The following is a 24,226-nucleotide window of genomic DNA, read 5'->3' as shown; positions in this document are numbered from 1 at the left end:
GGAGAGAGTTTTTATGGCAGCAACGAGAGTTTTAGATCAGGTGAGATTACAATCGAAAGCAGATTTGCAGCAAGCGGTTAGCGAGGCCTTTGAACCGTTGAAGGAGCGCTTCACTCCCGGATGCGCTGGTTTGGATCTCGGTGCGACAGGAGCGATTCATAGTGAGGCTATTGCCTTGATGGAAGCTTTTGCGCGTCCATTATGGGGACTCGTTCCGCATGCCTGCGGCGGGGGAGAATCGGAGCTGTGGCCGATGTATGTACAGGGCATCATTCACGGAACCGATCCGGATCATGAGGAGTATTGGGGTCGTTTCGAAACGAAAGACCAGAGAATGGTAGAGCAATCTATTCTTGGCTTGGGACTCGCGCTTGCTCCCCATAAAATATGGGAACCGCTAACAGACAAGCAAAAAGACAATGTATACCGCTGGCTTAATCAAATAAATCTCGTTGATCGTTCCAATCCGAATAACTGGCTGATGTTTACGGTACTAGTGAATGTGGGCTTCCAAAAAGTAGGTTTGCCGCACGATCAAGACATAATGGACAACTACCTGGATACTATTGATTCCTATTACTTAAGCGACGGCTGGTATTCGGATGGGAAGACGGATCAGCGGGACTATTATATTCCGTTCGCCATGCATTATTATGGACTCCTCTATGCCAAGCTGATGGAGAAAGAGGATGCGGAGCGGGCTGCGCGTTACCGTGAGCGTGCAAGTCTATTCGCTCAGGATTTCATACATTGGTTCGCGGAGGATGGAAGCAGCATCCCATTCGGGCGCAGCCTCACGTATCGTTTTGCACAAGTTTCTTTCTGGAGTGCGTTAGTTTTTGCGGATGTGCTGCCTTACTCCATGGGAGTGATGAAAGGCATTATTATGCGCCATTTGCGTTGGTGGTTCTCACAGCCGATCTTTACACCTGATGGCTTGCTAAGTATCGGATATGCTTATCCGAATTTACTGATGGGCGAAGGCTATAATGCGCCAGGATCTCCTTATTGGTCGTATAAAGCATTTCTTATTTTAGCTTTGCCGGATGAGCATCCCTTCTGGCAGGCAGAGGAAGAGGCATTGCCTGAGCTTAAGCCGCTTGTCGCTCAGCCGCATGCACGTATGACCATTAGCCGTCCGGAAGGCCATAAGCATGTCATTGCCTATGGCTCAGGTCAAATGGCTAACTTCGATATGTCGCATAGCGCGGCAAAATATTCGAAATTCGCCTACTCGACTTTATTCGGCTTCAGCGTGCCAAAAGGTTACTACGGGCTTACGCAGGGGGCATATGATTCGACGCTTGCGCTAAGTGAATGCGATGAGCATTACCGTGTCCGGCGATTTTGTGAGGAATTCCGAATTCAGGAGAAATCGGTCTACTCCCGCTGGCTGCCATGGCCAAATGTGGAGGTACAGACATGGATTATCCCGGCGGGCTTGTGGCATGTTCGTGTACATCGAATCAAGGCGGGGCGCGAGCTTGATGTCGCCGAGGGCGGATTTGCGGTTCAGACGTTAGCAGGTGACGCAAAGGATCAAGCAGTTGTCCTAACGGTAACCGGAGGTGTGCTTGCAAAAATGTCAGACGGAATGAGTGGAATGATTAACATTTCCGGCTTCGAGCAAGCGATGATGGTTTATCCAGAGGCGAATACGAATGTGCTTAAGCCTCGAACGATGATACCGACGCTAACCGCTCGTTTGACACAAGGTGAGCATATACTCATATCCGCTGTCTTTGGTGCGACGAACAGCAAAGAGAACGAGCTGGAGTGGTTAAACCCTCCTACTGTTGAGCGGGACAGCTCGGGGAAAGTAATCATCGGAAATATACTTCATAATGACATTCTTCTGAGGTGATAAATAGTGATGTGGCAAACAGCAATTGACGATGCGATAGTTAAAGTGAAGCAAAATATAGGTAAACATCCAGGCAAGCTGCCGCATATTTCGGAGGGGCAGCGTTATGAGTGGGGAGAGAATGATGACTGGATCGAAGGCTTTTATATTGGCATGATGTGGCTTGCCTATGAATCTAGTGAAGATGTTTTCTATAAGGAAGCAGCGGAGTCCTTTTTGCCGAACTTTAAAGACCGGCTTGATCGCCATGTGGCGCTCGATCATCATGATATTGGTTTCCTATATTCGTTGTCAGCCGTTGCAGAGTGGCGAGTGACAGGAAGTGAAGAGGCCCGGATGGTGGCGCTTGAAGCTGCTGAAAGGCTCTATTCACGCTGGCGGCCGAGGATAGGGATCATTCAAGCCTGGGGCAAAGAGGATGACCCGGAAAACGGGGGACGAATGATCATTGATTGTTTAATGAATCTTCCACTGTTGTTCTGGGCTTATGAACAGACCGGCGAACAAAAATATTATGATATTGCCTACAAACATGCTTGTGCCAGTCAAAAATTTTTGGTTCGTGGCGACCGATCATCGTATCATACGTTTTATTTCGATCCTAAGACAGGTCATGCGCTTCGAGGCGGGACTCATCAAGGTTATGAGGATGGCTCGACTTGGACAAGAGGGCAAGCTTGGGGCATTTATGGATTTGCACTCGCATATCGCTATACAAAGGATGCCGCTTTTTTGGAGACGTCCAAACGGCTGGCTCATTACTTCATCGAGCATTTGCCCGAGGATCATGTTGCTTATTGGGATTTTGATGTACCGATGGAATGGGATACGCCTCGTGACAGCTCAGCATCAGCTATTGCCGTTTGCGGCATGTTGGAGCTGATGGAGCTGCTTGCTGAAGAGGATGCTGACCTTGCTATATTCGAGAAGGCCATTCATAGCAGCATGAATTCATTAGTCCAGCATTATGCAACAACAGATCTTCCGAATGCGGAGGGGCTGCTGAAGCATGGCTCTTATCATGTGCGGGGTGATCGTGCGCCGGATGATTATATGATTTGGGGCGATTATTATTATTTAGAAGCGTTAATCCGCATGAATAAAGGCATTAAAGGGTATTGGTAGAAGTTCCATTCATATATTGATAAATAAGAGGTTGTCCCAAAAGCGTTAAGCTTCAGGGGCACCCTCCAACAAATCTAGTCGATTTACTCGCTGTAAGAACATATACGTGTTTATTGTTTCATTTCCCGCCTCGATCAGACGCCGCCGCAACTCTATAAGCGCATATATGTGCTTACAGACAGCACCCCTAGCCATTTCACACGCTGTAAGAAGCTATTTGTGTTTACAGCTCCAATTCCTACCTCGATCAGACGCCTCAGCACCGCAATAAGCACATATATGTGCTTACAGACAGCAAGCCTAGCCATTTCACACGCTGTAAGAACCTATGTGTGCTTACAGCCCCAATTCCCACCTCGATCAGACGCCTCAGCACCGCAATAAGCGCATATATGTGCTTATTGACAGCACCCCTAGCCATTTCACACGCTGTAAGAACCTTTGTGTGCTTATTGCTTCATCTCCAGCCTCAACTATACTCCAAAATTCGCTTGCCCACCGTTTGCTTAATCGAGCATCAACAGACCAAAAAAAGAAAAATGGCGTCATAGGAATAAATCTCGGTAACGCCATCTTTTCAATTATCGTATCGAGCTATCTCTACAGCGAGTTAATCTCTTTTGGGACAGCTCCTTTTTTATGGAGGGGCGGAAATGGATTGGTTATGTTGATGCATTGACAAAGAGGTTTAGCTGCATTTTTAACAATAGGTAAAAATTATACGATATCAGTCAAATCTGTTCATTATAGCGAAGTTTGGTTTCTGTCTATAATAGTACAAAGTTTAATTGTAAGTGCTTACATAGAGGAGGAGGCAAGGACAACGTGAAAGGAAAAAAGCTGTTATTCGTCGCATGCAGCATGATTATTGTAATTATTGCAGGAGCATTATCGCTTGGTAACATGCCTGCTCTAAACCCTGCGGATAAGACTGCGTTTACTATCGATAATTACGATGTATCAGAGAGTGAATTTCAAGCTTTTTTACAAAGCAACAAGGCTTTAACGACAAGTTATTTCAAGCGAACCTACAATGCCGATTATGACAAAGATTTTTGGACAGCTTCTTTCAACGGTGAAAACCCGCTGGAGTATGCAAAGCAAAAAGCTATGGATGAGCTTGTGAAGGTGAAAATGGAGCAAATTATTTTGAAGGAGAATGGTATCCTCAGTGACATTTCTTACGAAGCGTTCTTGAAGAGCTATGATCAAGAAAATAAGGATAGAGCAAAAAAAGCAGCTAACAATCAGCCTATTTACGGCCCCAAGAAGTATGGGAAAGCAGAGTACTACTCCTATTATCAAAGCATGAACGTTCAGAAGCTCATCGATAAATGGGCGAAAGAAGCGCAAAGTACGCTGCCCGACCAAGAGCTTAAACTTTATTATGACAGGGTGAAGCAGCAGTATTTTCACAAAGGGTATGAATTCGATTACGAGAAAATTTCCTTGGATAGCAAAGCGGGTATGAAGGAGGAACTGACACTTAATCTGGCGGAAACCTCCAAAGAGGATACACTATCGCAAAATCTTTACACCCTATTTCTTGGCCTCTCGGAAGGCGAGTATAGCGATATCGATCAATCAGGCGAGGGAATGTATAGGTATAGGCTTCTAGCAAAGCGAGATAAAGGCATGGAAAAGTATGAGGATGTTAAGAACGCCGTCATTCAACTGTATGTGCAGGAGCGGCTAGAAGAAGAAGTGAGCAAGCGTTTGAAACAGACGAAGATTGAATTTAATAAGGAGGTGTTTCCTAAAATAACGTTTATGTCGTAAGTCTATCAAAAATAATAGGAGGATGATTTTTTTGAAGCATTATATGCAGCAAAAGCTTGTATCCATGGTTCTATTAGTCGCACTCTTAACGACAATAGCGATTCCCGCTGTTTCAGCACAGGAAACGGGCGTACCGCTGGAGGACTCGCAGCCGCTTGCTATAGCAGAGCAGTCGGTAACAGGCTCGACATATTATGTCAGCAATGAGGGCAATGACGATAATGATGGCAAATCGGAAGATAAAGCTTGGGCATCGCTAGAGAAGGTTAATAGCGTAGGCTGGAAGCCTGGCGATCGCATTTTATTCAAGGCTGGCGATGTATGGAATGGCTCATTGAAGCTAAGAGGAATATCAGGCACCAAAGAAGCACCGATCATCTTCGATAAATATGGCAGTGATGATCCTTCTGTAAGACCAATCATTAACGGCAATGGAACAACAACGACTGAGAAATCAGCTATTATTCAAAATTATACTGGCGTGAAGGATAAAACATTATCCGCTACGATCGACGTTGTGGACGGCAGCTACCTGCAGTTTCACAACTTTGAATTAACGAATAAAAACCCTGACGTTGTCTCGCAGCGGGCAGGCATTAACATTAGAACAGCTTCAACCAATGTAACGGAATGGGAAGCTAACCCGCACCAAGGAATCGTAGTTAAGAACAACTATATCCACGATGTCGATGGCAACCCTACGGGCTGGAAGGTAGGCAGCGGCGGCATTCTGATTCTTGGCAATATTGAGGACGTGCTCGTTGAAGGAAATACGGTGGAGCGGGTCGATATCGAAGGCATTCGAAATGCGGGTCTTTACCGAGAAGGCGATACGAAAGCCAATTTCCCGAGAGTTCTGCGAAATGTAGTGTTCAATAATAACTATGTTGCCGATGTGCAGGGTGACGGCTTCGTTATGAGCAACGTGGGCAGCAACGGCAGAATGGAATACAATACGGTCGTCAGGCATTCGGCGAAAAATGTAGGCAACGTCAATTATGCCGGCCTATGGGTCATTGGCGTTAAGGATATGGTCATTCAATACAATGAAGTGTATGGCGGTATTTATGGCTACAATGATGGGCAGGCCTTTGACGTAGATATGTTTTGCGAAGGAACTCTCTATCAATATAACTACAGCCACAGCAACCGTGGTGGATTCATATTATTTATGAGCGGCTCAACAAACTCTCTAGTTCGCTATAATATTAGTGTAAATGATGGAGATGGTCGATATATATTCCATTATCTTCCTACTACACTTGGAGATGCTCCATTAATTCATAACAATACTTTCTTTACGGATGCGCAGGTGCAGACGAAGCTGATCAGCGATCCTGGAAAATACTTAAGAATGTATAATAATATCTTTTACTCCAATGCTAATACATCGATTGGACAAGACCGCTTTGCTGGCGGCGAAGTGAAAAATAATATTTTTTATCCGGGCAGCGAGTACAAGGATTTGAAGCTGACTGGATTATCATTGGATCAAAACTTGTTTGCAAGTCCGCAATTCGCAAGAGCGGGTGAAGAGCCAAAAGATATCATTAATGCTAGCCAAAGCACATTTGATGTAGAGAAATTGAACGGATACAAATTGCTGCCAGGCTCACCGGCAATCGATGCAGGGCAGGATATGTCAGCTTTGACGCCATCGGTATGGGCTCCTGCAACAAAAGACTTCTTTAATAATGCGATCACATCTGCTGCTAAAGTGGATATTGGAGCGCATGAATATTCGAATGATGCGCCAAGCGAGCAGGCACCAGAGGTAATGCCGCAAACGATTGTCATTGACAAGCCTGTGCTGGAGCTTCATGCAAAGCATAGAGGCGAGAAGATGACGGCTACGGTTGGTCCAGACAACGCATGGTTTAAAGGAATCAAATGGTCGAGCAGCAATCCTGCAGTGGCCGCCATTAATGCGCAAGGTTTTGTATCCCCGCTGCTTGAGGGCGAAACGATCATTACAGCTAAAAGCACTATTAATCCGAATGTGAAAGCTGAAGCTCGAGTCATTGTTCATGCGCCTTCAAAGGTTGTATCCTACCTTGTTGCTTCAGACGGAACGGAGTTATCGGAGGAGAAGACTACGCTGCAGCTAAGAATTGACGGCGTGACAGAGGATCAAAATGCGATTGAATATGCGGATTATCATCAAGTAGAATATGCAACGAATAATGAGAATGTCGTTGTAGACTCGTTGACAGGCAAGCTTGAGGTGAGCGGCGATCTAACAGGTGTCACTGAGGTTGAGGTTTCTGCTAAGGTGCAGGAATACAAGGACTTGGTCTACTCGGAAAGCTTCGAGAACGGCTGGAATGACTTCCTGCCAGAGACCGGTACGAGTATTACGACGGGCAGCATTTCGGATAAGGTCGCTTATCATGGCGATCAAAGTGCGCTATTTGTTGTTGGAAATGGCAGTAACGCCATTCAAAAGGTGTTTGGCGGCAAGCAGCAGGGCGTCGTATCGATGATGCTTTATGATGACGGCTCCGAAAGCTCGAAGACGCGGGTTGTCGCACATGTCGGAAATGCAAGAAGCAGCCTGCTTGCAGGCATGGGCTTATTGTATGACGGCGGCACCTATGGGTCGCTGGAGTATTATTCAGTAAGGGCAAGCGGATCTTCAACCGCATGGGAAGCCACTCCGGTGAAACGAAGCGTCGGATGGCATGAACTGAAGTGGGATTACACATCAGGTACAGATTTAAAGATGTATATCGATGGGCAATTGGTGAAAACAACGACAGCGATTGCAAGCTTCGACAGAATCGTACTCGGTTACTTATGGGATACTGCAAATGGACGTACATTTGCTTTCGACAATATTAAATATTCTTCGACTGGCGAATTAGTTTCATTGCCGACAAAAGCACTGACTCTTCACGTAAAACAACCAGAGCCAGAGGCGCCAGCATGGGAAAACGCAGTAGTGACCGCTTCGAATGTGACGCAGACGGGAGCAACCTTAAACTGGACACCGGCTGTCGATGCGCCAAGCATCACAGAATATGCCATTTACAAGGATGGCGTCAAACTGGCGAGCGTTGCAGGCAGTGTGTATAGCTACCAAGCCAGCGGACTATCTGCGGATACGTCTTACACGTTTAAGATTGAAGCGGGCAACGCAGGCGGCAAGTGGAGTGAGGATGGTCCAAGTGTTATCGTGAAAACGAACGTGGATACATCATCACCCGGTGGAACACCTGGAGGCGGAACAACCAATCCTGATCCGGTGAATCCAGGTGGAAAAGATCCTGAGAAACCGACAACGGACATTGTACTAACGGACATTGAAGGACACTGGGCATCAGACGCCATTCAGCAAGCGATTAAGCTTAAATTTATTAATGGCTATACGGACAATTCCTTCCGTCCAAATGCAAGTGTAACGCGCGGAGAGTTTGCTGCAATGCTGGCAAGAGCTCTGCATCTAGAAGAAAAAGGCGACGCTGATTTTGCAGATATCGACATGATTCCTGCATGGGCAAGACCTTATATTGCAAGTGTCGTGAACGCAGGTATAGCAAGCGGGTTCGAAGACAATACGTATCGTCCGGCTCAAGCGATTACGCGCACAGAGGTGGCAGCTATGATCGTCCGTGCGAAGAAGCTGCCTCTAGAGAACAATGCCGAGCTATCATTTAAAGATGCTGATCAAATCCCAAATTGGGCAAAACCTTATGTGGCAGCAGCATTCAAAGCGGGACTTCTTCAAGGTAGGGATGGCGGCATATTCGCTCCTGCGGATCAGGCAACAAGGGCAGAAGCGGTAACTTTAATTTTAGCATTGCTGAATAGCAAGTAGCTCGTGAGGGATCGGGAAGAGTGAAATACTTCCCGATTCTTTTTTTAGTTATTTTATTATTTCATCAAGAGCGTAGGTTCATTCAGCACCGTCAAAATGCTGTTATAGATCTTGGTAGAGATGGACAATTTATAGATGAGGGCTTATTAGTGAATGCCGGCTCTAAGCTAAAGATTCATTTTTTTTAGGAAATCGTGACAAACTTGTTACGAATGAAGATTCGGACTTGCGCCTTGAGCCACAAAAAGCTAACATATAGTAAAATAGGTTACGTGCGAAAAAAAGGAGGTCCCTTCATGTTTTTGGCAGAAGCAGCAGCTCAAACAGCAAGTAAAATTGGAACTTTCGATTGGTTTATGTTGGCCTTTACCGTATTGATCGCAATCGGACTGGTTCGACTACTGACCGCTCGTCCGAAGAAAAACATTTTTGCAATCGGTTTTACAACCGTTTCACTCGCATTGTTTTTGTTGATTGATTTCATTATGATCACAAAGGTTTGGATGGCGTAACAGCATACATAGAAAAAAGGTCTGCCGGACTTGTCCGGCAGACCTTTTTCTTTGTTGCTAGAAATTAAACCCACCACATCTCGCCAAGCGGCTCGCGGATAAGAATTTGTTGAAGATTTTGAACTGCTTTTGTGAAGCCTTCATCAACGGACATTAAGCCGTCTTCATGCTCGATGCTCACAACATAGTCGTAGCCGACTAGACGAAGCGCGCTAAGGATGTCTGCCCATGTTTTGAGGTCATGGCCATAACCAACTGTACGGAACTGCCAAGCACGGTCAAGCATAAGGGCATACGATTGCATGTCCGTTACGCCGTGGTGATTTACGTTAATCGGATCGATTGTCGTATCCTTAGCATGGAAGTGATGGATAGCTCCAGCGCGTCCAAGGATATGTACCGCTTGAACAGGGTCAATTCCTTGCCACCACATGTGGCTTGGATCTAGGTTGGCGCCGATTGCATTGCCAGCCGCTTCGCGAAGGCGAAGCATAGTAGCCGGGCTGTGAACGGAGAAGCCGCCATGCAGCTCAAGGCCCATCTTCACACCGCTAGCTGTAGCAAGCTTGCCGATCTCAGACCAATATGGAATAACTTTTGCTTCCCATTGCCAGTTCAAAATTTCTTGGAAATCGTTTGGCCAAGGAGCAACCGGCCAGTTCGGATATTTTGCATCCTCGTGATCGCCAGGGCAGCCAGAGAAAGTATTTACAACGGAAACTTCAAGACGGTTAGCAAGTTCAATCGTTTTACGAATAACTTCATCATGCTCTGACGAAATGGCTTTCTGAGGGTGCAATGGGTTGCCGTGGCAGCTAAGTGCGCTGATCATCAAACCACGTGATTCTACCGCATGTTTAAACGCTTTCAGTTTTCCTTCATCCGCAAGCAAACCATCAAGGTCGCAGTGTGCGTTTCCAGGGTATCCGCCAGTTCCGATTTCAATGGCATCAAGTCCTTTGGATGCGATGTAGTCAAGTGCTTCCTCGAACGGCTTTTGTGCAAAAAGTACGCTAAATACTCCTAATTTCATTTGTTCATTTACCTCCCGAATCCATCGATATGGATTGATTTAGTAGTCCCGTCTAGTATAACACTTCTATTCTCAGAACACATAACCGAAATCATATTTGACAAAATCGCATAATAACTAAACAAAACAAGCGCAGTACGAGGAAACGAGATTAATATTTAGTATTTTTTTGGGAGAACAATTCTATCGATTTTCATTGTTGTATATGGGAAATTATGCTATATTACAACGGATTACTACTATTTCATGCATCATAGTTTCTTCATTAAGAGATTGGTATGCATGAAAAAAAACTAGGAGAGTGGCTTCATGAAAAGCAGCTTGCTACGTGTCTGCAGCTTCATTGTATTAGGAGCGATTGTTGCAGCAGGAACGGTATGGGGTGCTGGTGCAGGCAACACAGCTACACATACGCTGAATGCTGCGAAAATTAATGGCGAGGTTTATGTCAAAGCAAGCTCATTAACAAGCGCGCTAGGCGGAACAGGTACGTTTGATTCCAAGACAAACACGTATGCGTATACGCCAGTCGATATCCCATCGGTTGTAAAGAAGGTATCGCCTTCCGTCGTCGCGATTATCGGTAAGCCGAAGGATATCGGCTCAGCCGATCCAAGGTATGCATTGGCGCATGGAACCGGCGTTATTATTCGTACAGATGGCTGGATCGTGACGAATGCGCATGTTGTTGAGGATATGACCAATCTGGTTGTCGTTACAGCAGACGGCAAGAAATACGATGCAGAACGCACGCATCACGATGAGGCGAGTGATCTTGCATTAGTTAAGATTAAGGCATCGAAGCTCCCAATCGCGAAGCTTGCCCCGTCACCGCTTAAGGTTCAAGTAGGCGAGACGGTAGTAGCCATCGGCACACCCGTATCGTTCTCCCTTCGCAATACAGCAACAAGCGGTATCCTGAGCGGCATGAATCGGAGTGTTTCTTCGGCATACAACCTGCTCCAAACGGATGCATCGATAAATCCAGGCAACAGCGGTGGGCCGCTTGTTAACATGAAAGGCGAGGTCATCGGCATTAATTCTTTAAAATTTGTAGAGGTAGGAGTCGATAATCTCGGATTCTCTATTCCTGCGGATACCGTGCAGTACGTAACGAGTCATTTTTTCAAATACGGACATGTGAAACGCGCCTCGCTTGGCCTTGGACTTGAGGAAAGCTGGTCTGCGCTCATCGGAATCCCGACCTCCGACCCGTTAACAGTCAAATCGGTGACATCGGCAGCCGCAAAAAAAGCAGGTATCCAACCTGGCGATTTGCTTTATAAAGTTGCAGGCAAGCAAGTATCCGCAAAGGTGGAGCTTAATGAGCTGCTAAAAAGTTATTTGCCGGGTCAACAAGTGGAGGTAATGCTGCAGATCGACGGTGACCTTGTTACCCGCAAGCTGACATTAGTAGAAGGTTAGGCGGCAGAGTTAAATTAAGATCAAAGTTATCATTTAATTATAAGGGGATATAGATTATGAGATTAAATATGTTTAAAAGAATGTTAACCATGCTTTTGCCGGTTTTGCTTGTTTTAGCGATGCTGCCGGTAGCTGCATTCGCAGCAGAGGCAGACAATAAGGTTGAAGTACGCTTGAAGGCGGGCAGCAAAACGGTCAAAATTAATGGGAAAGCTACTACGGTAGAGGCTCCTTTTGTAAGCAACGGAACAACGATGGTTCCGCTAAAAGTCATTACAAATGCTTTTGGTGCAGGACTTAAATTGGAAAACGGCAATGTGATCACACTTACTTACAATGACCGCAAGATTGTTTTAACTTTTGGCAGCAAAACAGTAAAAGTGAACGGTGCAGCCAAAGCAGTAGCAGTTGCTCCAGTTGCAGTTAAAGGCTCAACAATGGTGCCGCTGCGCGTTATTGTAGAAGCTTTTGGCGCAAAAATTACAGCTGACAATGCAACTAAAGAAACCATAATTATTGGTGTACGTGCACAATCGTCTGGTACTGGCGGCACATCTATTGATTCCGAATTTGGTAAAACAAAAATTGGTGACAGCTACCATGGCTGGTCATTAAATTATCCAGCAGGCTTGATTCAAGTGGATCAAAGCGATAACGGCGAATTTATTACTTGGGCAGATACTGCCGATGATTCCAAGGTTGCTGCGCAAGTGAATGTGATTACGGAACGTGTAGGCGATGACAAGCTGTCTGTCGAAGAGCAGAGAGAGCTTATGATTTCCTATTATGATCAAGATGAGATTACAGTAGACAAACGCACGATTACAGTAGGCGGTTTAACCTTCGAGAAGGTGATAAGCTACGCTAAACAAACAAAAATGAACTACGAGTATCGCGGTATTCAAAAAGGCGATAAGTATTACATTGTTATTGTAGGCGCTAAGGGTGCGAATAAGTCCGTTTTGACTAGCTATGATACATTCTTAAATAGCTTTACTCCTTCCTTTAATACAGCAGATAAATCGCTTAAGGATGTTACGAAGGTAAAAGATGGCGTAATCACCTTCAAAGACGAGGATTATGGGCTAACGGTTAAGCTTCCAACGGATTGGAACAAAGATTATGAGAGCACGACACCATCGTTCCAAAACGATAAGGAACTTTTCTTCTTTTCTCTCACTTCATTAACAGCAGGCGTTACGATGGACAATTGGGCACAAAAGAGGGAAGCGAGAATTCGTGAGGATTTTATTAATTCCAGCGTTCGCAACTTCGTTACAACACCAGTAACTTTGATTGATGGCAAGGCGGTAACGCTAAGCTATGAGCTTTCGTTAGGTGAGGACGCATGGTTTACCTATAATGAGATTGCTTTATTTTCAGGAAATTACCGTTATTCATTAGTTTATATGTATCCTACCGCTAATAGCGCGAAGAGCAAGCTTACGTACAACCAAGTTTTGGCTTCGGTCGATATTGATACTGCTTTAATTGAGAAAACATTTGGCAATGTAGAGGAAAGTTATGATTTGGCTGATCGCAGCACAAAAACAACAAAACGCAGCTCTACTTATGGTTATTCTATTGAACTCCCAACCTACTGGTATGGTATTCAGAAAAACTTTAACGAAGATGATGTTTTGTATACGTTCAGTGCAGGCAGCTTAAATATTTTTGAGTCGGATACACCAGCGGCTACCGTTGTAAATTCGCTTTTGCAATATGTGAACTCAACTGAAGGCAGCGCGCAGGGAAGTACGACGAAGCAATCCAATACGGTTACGATTAATGGAAAAACGGCACAGCATGTCGTTATCCATACATCCAAGCCACAAGATGATATTCCGTATACAGAAGAGTTTTATATTTTTGACTCTGCACAAGGAACGATAGTATTTAGCTTAAACTATTACGATGTGCGTGCTTCAGACAGCAACCTCAAAATCATCAACGACGCAGTGCAATCGATTCGTTTTAATTAGTAGAAGGCCGGTTCCCTTATTGGGGAATCGGTCTTTTTTTCATTTAAATGAGGCGTCAACCGTGAAAGCTTGCGCGATGCCAGTATTGTGTAGTGGTATAGATGTCCGTGGTTTGTTAAGATAGTGGAAGCAGGTTTCAAGAATGAGAGGGATTGATAGTTAAAATGACAGATACAATAATGAGATCGGACATAGAGCTGCTGGCTCCGGCTGGCGATTGGGATTGCATGAGAGCGGCCGTAGCAAATGGCGCGGATGCGATATTTTTTGGCGTGGAGAAATTTAATGCCCGCGCACGCGCAAACAATTTCCGCAGTGAGGAACTGCCGGAAATTATGGCATTTTTGCATACGTACGGGGTAAAAGGTTTCCTCACATTTAATATTCTCGTATTTGAGGATGAGCTGAGAGACGCGCAGAAGTTAATCGAAATGTGTATCGATGCAGGCGTGGACGCGGTAATCGTACAGGATTTGGGACTAGTGAAGCTGATTCGCGAGCTGTCGCCAGACTTTCCAATTCACGGCTCTACTCAGATGACGATCACATCGCCAGAGGCTGTCGAGTTTACGAAGCCGTTTGGTCTTGAGCGGGTCGTGCTAGGCCGCGAAAATAATTTGAAGCAAATTCGTACCATTGGCGAGCAAGCGAAGCTGCCAATGGAGGTATTCGTGCATGGTGCGCTATGTGTATCGTATTCGGGTCAGTGTCTCACGTCCGAGATGTGGGGAGGACGCTCGGCCAATCGCGGTGAATGCGCGCAGGCTTGCCGGCTGCCGTATGATTTGATGGTCGATGGCGAGGTACAGCCGATGGGAGACATTGCGTATTTGCTGTCGCCGAAGGATTTGGCGGCGATTGATATTGTGCCGGAGCTCATCCAAGCGGGCGTAACGTCATTTAAAATCGAAGGGCGGCTTAAGAGCCCAGAGTATGTTGCGAATGTCGTGAGCAAATATCGACGCGCGATCGATAAATATTTTGACGGCGACTTGTCGAAGCCGTCTGTGGAGGATGTGCGTGAGCTGCAGCAAAGCTTCTCGCGCGGCTTCACGCATGGTTTCCTGTCGGGAACAAACAACAAGATGCTTGTTGAGGGTACGTTCCCGAAAAGCCGCGGTGTCTACCTCGGCCGAGTAGAGCGCATTATGCGCGATGCGGTTACGCTGAAGATCGAAGCGCCGCTTAAGCGCGGAGATGGCATTGTGTTTGACGCAGGCGACCCGACGAAAAAGGAAGAGGGCGGCCGCGTTTACGATATTCGCCGTCAAGGCGTGAAAATCGAGGGCGAAGCGCAGGAAGGCATATTGATCGAGCTGGTAGCTGGACGCAATGATGTTGATTTGCGCAAGGTTCATGTAGGCGACCGTGTGTGGAAAACGAATGATCCGGCGCTGGACAGACGCCTCAGAGCTTCTTTTGAAACAGAAAAGCCATATCGCGTATTCCCGCTTCATGTTCGAGTGACGGGCGCGCTTGGTCAGCCGATGCGTACCTGGTGGACAGATGTACAGAAGGGGACGACGGTTGAAGTCGCGTCAGAGATCGATTTGGAGCAGGCACAGAAGCGTCCGATGGATGCAGCGCTGCTTGAGGATCAACTGGGCCGTCTGGGCGGCACGGTTTATCAGCTTGAGAAGCTGGAGGTAGAGCTGCAAGGTGATTTGATCGTACCGATTCGTGAGCTGAACAGACTGCGCCGTGAAGCGGTAGAGCTGCTTGCAGGCGAGCGTCCGAAGCCGCCTGTCTATGTGAAGAATGCAATTTACGCAAGCGAGGATGCTGTTTTGGCTGATGTGGCGAAAAAAGATATTTTGGCTCCTCAGAGCGGAAAAGATGCAAACTTGATCGCACTATGCCGCACCTTGGAGCAGGTGCAGGCAGCAGTCAAAACCGACGTCGCTTATGTATACGCCGATTTTGAATTTATTAAACAATTTCCAGCAGCGGTAGCCGCTGCCCGTGAAGCAGGCAAACCGATTGCTCTGGCTACGCCGCGCATTCACATGCCTGGTGAAAATGGCTACCATGCGAATATATTGAAGCTGCAGCCCGATGCCGTACTTGTTCGGAACACTGGAGCGCTTTATTACTACTTGCGCGCTCGTGCAGCTAATCCGGACAAGCCATTTCCGAAGCTGATTGGCGATTTCTCACTGAACGTAGCCAATCATAAGGCAGTGAAGCTGTTTACCGAGGTTGGTCTTGATCTGATAACACCGTCGTATGATTTGAACATTCAGCAGATGGTTGATTTGCTGGAAAGCTCAGATACTTCGATGCTGGAAATGGTTATCCATCAGCATTTGCCGATGTTCCACACGGAGCATTGCGTATATTGCACCTTTATGAGTGAAGGAACTGACTTCACAAACTGCGGACGTCCTTGTGAGGAGAAGCGTGCTTCCCTGCAGGATCGTATTGGCATGGCGCATCCTGTTCGCGTAGACGAAGGCTGCCGCAACACCGTGTACAATGCAATCGAGCAATCGGGTGCTGAGTACATTCGCAATTTTGTAGGAATGGGCGTATCCAATTTCCGTGTCGAGTTTCTAGAAGAAACGCCGGAGAAAGTGCTTGAAGTGTTGTCTCTTTACCGTGATGCGCTTGATGGCCGCATTAGCGGCACGCAAGTATGGCGCAGCCTGAAAGCCATTAACCAGCTTGGCGTTACGCGTGGTCAACTGGTCAAATAAATCTAACGAAATTACAAGCGATACCGTCTTCTCTGCGAATGGGAGGGCGGTATTTTTTTGCTGTGAAATTTTAAAAAGACGGATTTGCAACCTTTTGCGTTTCAAACCGCATCTTTACTTATAGAGAGAGCAGGTGAATGGATGAGTGCGGAGCAACAAGCGATTGAACGACTGAAAGGCGGTGACGGCTCCGCCCTGAAGTGGCTGATGGAGCAGTACGGCAACGATATTTTGCGGACAGCCGCCTTGCTGCTGAAGGATCATCACTTGGCAGAGGATGTGAGCCAGGAGGTATTTATAACTGCTTTTCAAAAAATAAAACAATACCGCGGCGATGGAAGCCTGCGCGGCTGGCTGCTGCAAATGACAATTAATCGCTGCCGCAGCAAGATGCGGCTCGCTTCATGGAAAAGGCTGCTGTTTCGAGCGGAAACAGGAGAAGAAATGAGCGTACATAACATGATGTTTAAAGCGCCGAGTGATACGGGAGTTGAACAATGGCTGCTGGCCTCATCGCTTCGTGAATCCATTGAAGTTATGCCATTCAAATATCGTGAGGTCATCGTTCTTTATTATTATCAAGAGCTGACCATTAAAGAAATCGCGCAGGTGCTCGGTGAGCCGGAAAGTACCATTAAGAGTAAGCTGCTGCGAGGACGGCGACAGCTCAGGCAGCAATTAGAGGAAGGAGACTGGCAGGATGAAACAAGAGCATGATACAAAAAGCATTCGTGAAAATTTGGATATAGAGCTGGCGGGCGTTCAGTTCACTGAACAGCTTCAAAAGACTGTTTTAGACCGAGCATGCCCTCCTTCATTTTGGAATCGGGAGCTGCGTATACCTGGGATTGCTGTCGTTTTAGTCCTATGCATGTGTATCGCTGTACCCGTAATCGGCTGGCAGCGTTTAACGTCATCTGTATATTCTCCGCAAACGATGGATGCCAAGCCCCAGCCTGAAAGCAGCGATCGGTTAATTATGATTGCAGGCGGCGTTTATTATGAATCAGAGCTGCTTGAAGGGTGGCCGAAGGAAAAATGATACGAATGAAAGTGAAAACGATGGCTATGCTGCTCGCTTTTCTTATGATTGTAGCGGGAAGTTGCTATTTTCTAATTCCCTTTTTCCTTTTTCATACGGAGAAATACGAAGTTTTGTGGAAGTGGTTTCCTAGAACCGAGAGCGCGGAATCTGCACTTTTATTAGCGTCTGAGGCGTCTGAGCTGGTTACGGATTCGAGCGGCGACGATCGTATATTTATTTTCCCGAGCAGCAGCTCCTCCAGCGGAGGAGAACGAACGGCAGAGGAACGTATGCGCGAGATAAACCGACTCGAACATTTGGTGGAGCAATATTCAACGTCGTCATATATTTATGGGGTTAAATTTAATTTGGGCAAGCTTTATATGTGGAACAAGGAGTGGGATAAAGCAGAACGGCTTTTTGCAGAGCTTGACGCAAATGTGAATACCGGTACATTCCATGCGGATGAGGAGCTGCGAACCTATCTAGCGATTTTAAGTACAAGAACGGAGATACCTGATAAGCAGGCTACTATAACAGGGAAAGTTAAGGTTGGTGAAAAACCGGCTGCGAATGTGTTTGTTATATTGCACCGCAAGGATGCAAGCGGATGGAGCACGCCGCCTTATCTTCATTACCCGGTAGCCATTACAGATGAGCATGGTGTTTATCGTTTTTATGACGTCGATGCTAATGAGTATGAGGTTGGAGTCGGTGTCACCCCTGCTGAGGTAAATGGATATTACTTAACGCAGTCTGACCGAGAGTATGTGAGCGCTCTAGAAGGCAAAACAGAAACATACGATTTTCAATTTGTACCGCAAGTAAGTGTTATATCACCAGTTAATAAAGAACAGCTAACCGGGGATAAATTGCAATTCGAATGGAATGCCTATCCGGGTGCGGATTACTATACGCTTTCGATAACGTCCATTTTCCGCATTAAAGATGGGAATACTGTTGGCGCTAATACGGTACAGCTTTCAGATGAGCGCTTTAAAGGAACAACAGCGGAGTACAGCTTGAAGGAATTGAGAGGAAATACGCTGGGATTTGGCAAAAGCATGGACTCGGGAGGAAATGTTGCTTTGTCTAATATCGGAGTGCTTGGCGCGGTTTATCCCGGGGGAGATTTCATATGGTCAGTTGATGCTTATGATGCGGGCGGGCGCAAAATATCGAGCTCTAGCGGCTATTACACGGCTCTAATCCAGAAACCCCCGTTTTTCACGATGCCAGAGGAAGGGATGCTTGCTGGAGACAGGCTGGTCATTAAAGGGGAATATGAGGAAGCCATCGCGTCTTACAAGTTAGAAGGGGATAACGATGACGCATTGCGTCCGCTAGCTAGACTGATTTATTACGGCATTACGAAGGCAGACGGCGATCCTGCGGAAGCCTTGACTTATTTAGAGCGGGTAAGAGTCCCCAATGCTAGCGACAAGAACCTGATGAAGCATATGAAAGAGGAGCTTGAAGGAAAGTAACTGTTTGACACGGATTTCTCGCTGACATAGCATAGAAGGAAAGTAATTATGCGACAATTGATTTATGACAAAGCGAGGCGTGATCATTCATGAATGAGGTTTGGTTTTCAAGCTGGAGGCATGTGTTTAAGCTCGACCCTGATCGAGAAATTTCCGATGAGCAGCTTGACGCGATTTGTACCTCGGGTACAGACGCAATTATTGTCGGAGGCTCCAGCGGCGTTACTTTTGAGAATACAGTGGATCTTATGGCACGAATTCGCAGGTATGCGGTGGACTGTGCATTAGAGGTTTCTACTTTAGAGGGAGCGGTTCCCGGCTTCGACGGCTATTTTGTACCGCTTGTCCTTAATACGAGCAGAGCAGAGTGGATTACCGGACGGCAAACCGAAGGGCTAATAGAGTATGGCTCCTTCGTTCCTTGGGAGGAAACGGCGGCGCAAGGCTATATAATTTTGAATGAAGAGGCTACTGCTGCAAAAGTTACGGGTGCGCAAACGGAGCTGACAGAAGCAGAGCTCACCGCACATGTGCGAATGGCTGATCGGCTGATGCGCCTGCCGGTTGTTTATTTGGAATATAGCGGACGATTCGGCGATATGCAGCTGGTGAAGCGGGCAAGAATGACAGCCACGCAAGCACGGGTATTTTATGGCGGCGGAATTGACAATGCAGACAAAGCTCGTCAAGCGGCTGAAGCTGCTCATACCGTCGTTGTAGGAAACATTATTTACAGCGATCTTGAAGCTGCGTTATCGACAGTGTCAGCTGTTAAGAATGTTTGATTTGTTCCTGTTTTGCCTATAGTCATGGTCTCAATGAAAAAAAGCATTCGCTGTATCTGATCCTGTTGCACTTAATTGACAATGGGACAGAACGGCAGATGCTTTTATTTGTTTATAGCGTTGACATACTTTCTGTCATAATTCAAGCTAATTCCTATATTCTCAAATTGACACAGCGGTAGCCGTTGTCTACACTGGTGAGAGGCGAACATATGCGAACAAAGGAGTCTGAGCATGTTGAATTATATGAGTATCGAGCAGGCGGTACAGAAGCTGAACCCGCCGCAGCGTGATGCTGTTCAAGCGACTGACGGGCCGCTTTTGATTATGGCGGGAGCGGGCAGCGGCAAGACTCGCGTTCTGACACATCGAATTGCTTACTTAATAGAAAAGAAGCGTGTGGCGCCATGGAGTATTTTGGCCATCACCTTTACGAATAAAGCATCACGGGAGATGCAGGACCGGGTCAGTGCGCTTGTTGGACCATCAGGGCGGGACATTTGGGTATCTACCTTCCACTCGATGTGCGTGCGTATCCTCAGAAGAGATATCGATCGGATCGGTTTTACATCCAGCTTCTCTATTTTGGACTCTTCGGACCAGTTGTCGGTTATCCGCGGCTGTATGAAGGACATGAACATCGATACGAAGAAGGTTGAGCCGAAGGCGGTTCAAGCTGCAATAAGCGGAGCGAAAAATGAGCTGATTACGCCGGAGCAATTCGAGCAAAAGGTCGGCGACTATTTTGAGGGCATCGTTGCCCAAGTGTTTACGAAATACCAGAAAAAGCTGAGAAGCAATAACTCACTTGATTTTGATGATCTTATTATGATGACGATTCAGCTGTTTAAAGATGTTCCAGAGGTGCTTGAATTTTATCAGAACAAGTTCAGATACATTCATGTGGATGAGTATCAGGATACGAACAGAGCACAATATATGCTGACCCGCATGCTTGCGGATAAACATCATAATATATGCGTAGTAGGTGACAGCGATCAGTCCATCTACCGCTGGCGTGGAGCTGACATTACGAACATCTTGAATTTTGAGGGCGATTATCCAGAGGCGCGGACGATCATGCTGGAGCAAAACTATCGTTCAACAGCAAATATTCTCGATGCAGCAAACGCGGTTATTAAGCTAAATACAGGGCGCAAGCCGAAGAAGCTGTGGACGGATCAAGGCGCGGGCGATCTCATTGCACTCTATCAAGCAGATACTGAACATGATGAAGGATATTTTGTAACTGGGGAAATTCGCAAAAATGTGAATAACGGCTATAAATTTGCCAATCATGCGATATTATACCGTACCAATGCTCAGTCGCGGGTTATAGAGGAAATTTTGATTAAATCGGATATTCCTTATCAAATCGTTGGCGGCATTAAGTTCTATGATCGCAAAGAGATTAAGGATTTGCTCGGATATTTGAAGCTCGTTTCCAACCCGGATGACGATATAAGCTTGGTGCGTATCATTAATGTGCCGAAGCGGGGGATCGGGGATACAACGGTTGGAAAGCTTGCGGATGAAGCTGCGAGAAGAGGCACTTCCATTTATCGTGTATTGAACAACCTCGGCGAGGTTGAGGTAAATGCTCGGACACGGACGCTATTGCGCGAGTTTTATGAGATTATAGACAATCTTACACGGATGGTTGAATATCTATCGGTAACTGAGCTTACAGAGAAGGTGCTGGAGCTGTCGCAGTACCGGATGGAGCTGCACCAAGAGAACACGCTGGAGTCGAAGGCGCGTCTTGAGAATATCGATGAGTTTCTGTCGGTGACGATGGATTTTGAGAAGCGCAATGAGGATCGGACGCTCGTGGCGTTCCTAACTGATTTGGCACTCATAGCCGACATCGATTCCTTGAACAAGGATGAAGAAGAAGCAGAGAAGAACAAAGATGCGATTACACTGATGACAATGCATAGTGCTAAGGGACTTGAGTTCCCTGTCGTTTTCATTATCGGCATGGAGGAGAGCGTTTTTCCGCATAGCCGTGCTCTTGCTGATAATGAAGAGCTTGAAGAGGAGCGGCGCCTTGCATATGTAGGGATTACCCGCGCGGAGAAACGGCTTTATCTGACATGTGCGCGGATGCGGACTTTGTTTGGCCGTACGAGCAGCAACATGCCTTCGCGTTTCCTGCAGGAAATACCAGAGAGCGTAAGAGAAGGCGCTTCTAGCGGCAGCGGCGGTTATTCACGTGGAAGCGTGGGCACTCGCAGCGGCGTTAGCGTCACGGGCGGTACTGGTGCGGCTGCGCAAGGCTCGAGCCGCGGGTTTGCCGGTCGCGCGCCAGCTGGCGGTGCGCCCGGTGCAGGCAGCCGTTCCCCAGGTATGGGGGGAACGGGCCCGGCCGCGATGGGCGGCAGAGGAGGCGGCGTGCGTGTCAGCACGCCGCTGCAGGAAGCCGCTCGGGCGGCTCAGGGCAGCAGCGCGGCGGGCGATGCCTCGCCTGGAACATTTGCGTCAGGCGATCGCGTGTCGCATGGCAAATGGGGAATTGGCGTTATCGTCTCCGTCAAAGGGACGGGCAAGGATATGGAGCTTAACATCGCATTCCCAGCTCCGGTTGGCATCAAGCGATTGCTTGCCGGCTTTGCCCCGATAACAAAAGTATAAGGTTGATCAGCCATTTTTGACGATTAGAAGGAGGAGCCTTCCGTGAACGCTCAATTAGAGAGAATGCAGCAGCTTGTTGCGATCATTGCAGAGCATAATTATCGCTACTACACGCTTGATCAGCCTACAATAAATGATACGGATTATGACAAGCTCTATGATGAGCTTGTCGCTTTGGAGAAGGAGACGGGCGTGCTTTTGCCTGAGTCGCCGACACAGCGAGTAGGCGGCGATTTGCTCAAAGGTTTTGAGCCGTACAAACACCGTGCTCGTTTATGGAGTTTGGACAAAGCTCAAAATACGGAAGACCTGCTTTCGTGGAATACAAGATTGCTTAAAGCAGTCGCTGATTATAATGCAAAACATCCGGAAGAAGAGCCTTTGCCGCAGCCTACTTATGTCGTTGAGCTGAAGTTCGACGGCTTAACCCTGAATCTGACCTACGAGGATGGACAGCTGGTTCAAGCAGCTACGCGCGGTAACGGTGCGATTGGCGAAGGGATATTGCAGCAGGTTCGAACGATACGTTCTGTTCCACTCACAATTCCATGGGCTGATGGTATTGTTGAAGTGCAGGGAGAAGGCATTATGCAGCTTTCCGTGCTGGCAAAATATAATGAAACGGCAGCTGAACCGCTCAAAAATGCACGGAATGCCGCAGCAGGCGCACTGCGCAATCTTAATCCGCGGGTTACAGCCGAGCGGAAGCTGAACGCATTTTTCTATAATGTAGGCTACGCTGACGGAGTTTCTTTTGCAGATCATCATGAAATGCAGAAGTTTCTTAACGACAACCGCTTTAAGGTGAATCCATATGTAACGTATCAAAATACGATCGAAGAGGTTCAAGAAGAACTGCTGCGTGTAACAGAAAAACGGGAGCAGCTGGATTTCCTCATTGATGGTGCTGTAATCAAGGTTGTAGATATGCGGACGCGGGAAGCACTCGGTTATACGGATAAATTCCCTCGCTGGGCGGTTGCCTTTAAGTTCGAAGCGGAGGAAGCAGCAACAGTACTCGAAGCCGTCTCATGGGAGGTTGGCCGTACCGGCAAAATAACCCCAGTCGCGCGCGTCGAGGCTGTTGAGCTCGCTGGTGTTACTGTACAAAACTGTACGCTCAATAATATTGGCGATATTGAACGCAAAAACCTCAAGTTCGCACTAGGGACACTCGTTACGATTCGCCGCTCAAATGATGTTATTCCAGAAATATTGGGCAAGGCCGATGATGTGCCTGGTGAAGAAATTGTGTTTCCAACGGTATGTCCATCATGCGGAACGGAGCTCGAGCAGCGGGGAGCTCACCTATTCTGCAATAATAAGCTGGGCTGTCAACCGCAAATTATCGGCCGGATCACTCATTTCGCGTCTCGGGATGCTATGGATATCGATACGTTCAGCGTCATGACAGCAGAACAGCTATACAAAGATTGCGGAGTACGTGATCCTGCTGATTTGTACGCACTTGCTTACGATGATTTGATTGGACTCGAACGATTCGGTGAGAAGAAGGCGCTCAAGCTGCTTGCCGCATTTGAAAAGTCCAAGGATAGAGAGCTTGCGTCATTCTTATTTGCTCTTGGCATTCCGAACACGGGCAAAGCAACAACGAAAATGCTGGCTGATCATTATGGAAATTTAGATGCTATTATGCAGGCGGAAGCTGCAGAACTTATTACGCTTCCGGATGTTGGCGGTATTGTTGCTGAGAGCATCGTTGGATTTTTTCAAGATCCCATTATCATTGCGAGTATTGCCAGAATGCGCGAGCTTGGTGTGAAAGCTGAAGCGGAACAGCAGCTGGTTGCGAGAAATGATAGTGTATTCAGCGGGAAGACAGTCGTACTTACAGGTACACTGCCGACGATGTCTAGGGATGAAGCTGCGAAGCTGCTCGAAGCTTGCGGAGCCAAAATCTCAGGCAGTGTATCTAAGAAAACAGATTTTGTTGTAGCTGGCGAAAGCGCAGGAAGCAAGCTGACGAAAGCTCGTGAGCTTGGTATTACGGTTATAGAAGAAGAAACTGAGTTATTGCGACTTTTGGGTGAAACCGTATAGTA

General features: G+C 47.0%; 15 protein-coding genes. 14 read left to right on the top strand and 1 reads right to left on the bottom strand.

Going from position 1 to position 24,226, the window contains the following annotated elements:
- Positions 1-13 precede the first annotated feature (13 nt).
- The 5 genes from MHH56_RS30540 to MHH56_RS30520 all read left to right on the top strand — a co-directional run bounded on the left by MHH56_RS30540 (position 14) and on the right by MHH56_RS30520 (position 9,097).
- On the top strand, positions 14-1,864 hold the full coding sequence (locus tag MHH56_RS30540; RefSeq protein ID WP_339205320.1) for a DUF2264 domain-containing protein: 1,851 nt from the start codon (positions 14-16) through the stop codon (positions 1,862-1,864).
- A 9-nt stretch (positions 1,865-1,873) separates the two neighbouring features.
- On the top strand, positions 1,874-2,989 hold the full coding sequence (locus tag MHH56_RS30535; RefSeq protein ID WP_339205319.1) for a glycoside hydrolase family 88 protein: 1,116 nt from the start codon (positions 1,874-1,876) through the stop codon (positions 2,987-2,989).
- An 825-nt stretch (positions 2,990-3,814) separates the two neighbouring features.
- Complete coding sequence (locus MHH56_RS30530) at positions 3,815-4,768, top strand: hypothetical protein (RefSeq protein ID WP_339205318.1); 954 nt, start codon at positions 3,815-3,817, stop codon at positions 4,766-4,768.
- A gap of 31 nt (positions 4,769-4,799) precedes the next feature.
- Positions 4,800-8,585 (top strand): S-layer homology domain-containing protein, encoded by a 3,786-nt coding sequence (locus MHH56_RS30525; RefSeq protein WP_339205317.1) that lies wholly within the window; start codon positions 4,800-4,802, stop codon positions 8,583-8,585.
- 296 nt (positions 8,586-8,881) lie between these two features.
- Positions 8,882-9,097 (top strand): hypothetical protein, encoded by a 216-nt coding sequence (locus MHH56_RS30520; protein ID WP_076266151.1) that lies wholly within the window; start codon positions 8,882-8,884, stop codon positions 9,095-9,097.
- 64 nt (positions 9,098-9,161) lie between these two features.
- Here MHH56_RS30520 and MHH56_RS30515 read toward each other — a convergent pair whose 3' ends face one another.
- Entirely contained in the window at positions 9,162-10,130 is a 969-nt protein-coding gene (locus MHH56_RS30515) for a sugar phosphate isomerase/epimerase (RefSeq protein WP_076266150.1), read from the bottom strand.
- Between the two features lie 309 nt (positions 10,131-10,439).
- On the opposite strand from MHH56_RS30515, the gene MHH56_RS30510 reads away from it, so the two are divergent.
- The 9 genes from MHH56_RS30510 to ligA all read left to right on the top strand — a co-directional run bounded on the left by MHH56_RS30510 (position 10,440) and on the right by ligA (position 24,224).
- The gene (locus MHH56_RS30510) at positions 10,440-11,555 is read left to right on the top strand and encodes a trypsin-like peptidase domain-containing protein (protein WP_339205316.1); all 1,116 of its coding nucleotides are present in this window, start codon (positions 10,440-10,442) and stop codon (positions 11,553-11,555) included.
- An 80-nt stretch (positions 11,556-11,635) separates the two neighbouring features.
- Complete coding sequence (locus MHH56_RS30505; RefSeq protein ID WP_339205314.1) at positions 11,636-13,537, top strand: stalk domain-containing protein; 1,902 nt, start codon at positions 11,636-11,638, stop codon at positions 13,535-13,537.
- Between the two features lie 164 nt (positions 13,538-13,701).
- Entirely contained in the window at positions 13,702-16,233 is a 2,532-nt protein-coding gene (locus tag MHH56_RS30500; RefSeq protein WP_339205313.1) for a DUF3656 domain-containing protein, read from the top strand.
- A 141-nt stretch (positions 16,234-16,374) separates the two neighbouring features.
- On the top strand, positions 16,375-16,950 hold the full coding sequence (locus tag MHH56_RS30495; protein ID WP_339205312.1) for a sigma-70 family RNA polymerase sigma factor: 576 nt from the start codon (positions 16,375-16,377) through the stop codon (positions 16,948-16,950).
- The gene (locus MHH56_RS30490) at positions 16,934-17,275 is read left to right on the top strand and encodes a hypothetical protein (RefSeq protein WP_339205311.1); all 342 of its coding nucleotides are present in this window, start codon (positions 16,934-16,936) and stop codon (positions 17,273-17,275) included. The genes MHH56_RS30495 and MHH56_RS30490 overlap by 17 nt, the downstream gene beginning before the upstream one ends.
- Positions 17,272-18,744, top strand: coding sequence for a hypothetical protein (locus MHH56_RS30485; RefSeq protein ID WP_339205310.1), 1,473 nt, complete (start codon positions 17,272-17,274; stop codon positions 18,742-18,744). Before MHH56_RS30490 ends, MHH56_RS30485 begins: the two co-directional genes overlap by 4 nt.
- 89 nt (positions 18,745-18,833) lie before the next feature.
- Positions 18,834-19,529: a heptaprenylglyceryl phosphate synthase gene (locus MHH56_RS30480; protein WP_339205308.1), complete on the top strand. Its 696-nt coding sequence runs from the start codon at positions 18,834-18,836 to the stop codon at positions 19,527-19,529.
- Between the two features lie 234 nt (positions 19,530-19,763).
- Positions 19,764-22,163 carry a DNA helicase PcrA gene (gene pcrA, locus MHH56_RS30475; protein WP_339205307.1) on the top strand — a complete coding sequence of 800 codons (2,400 nt, stop codon included), beginning with the start codon at positions 19,764-19,766 and terminating at the stop codon, positions 22,161-22,163.
- A gap of 63 nt (positions 22,164-22,226) precedes the next feature.
- Complete coding sequence (ligA, locus tag MHH56_RS30470) at positions 22,227-24,224, top strand: NAD-dependent DNA ligase LigA (RefSeq protein ID WP_339209775.1); 1,998 nt, start codon at positions 22,227-22,229, stop codon at positions 24,222-24,224.
- Positions 24,225-24,226: the final 2 nt, after the last annotated feature.

The organism is Paenibacillus sp. FSL K6-3182, from assembly GCF_037976325.1.
Lineage (GTDB): Bacteria > Bacillota > Bacilli > Paenibacillales > Paenibacillaceae > Pristimantibacillus.
Note: the sequence above shows the minus strand (reverse complement) of the source record. Positions and strands in the feature narration are given on the sequence as shown.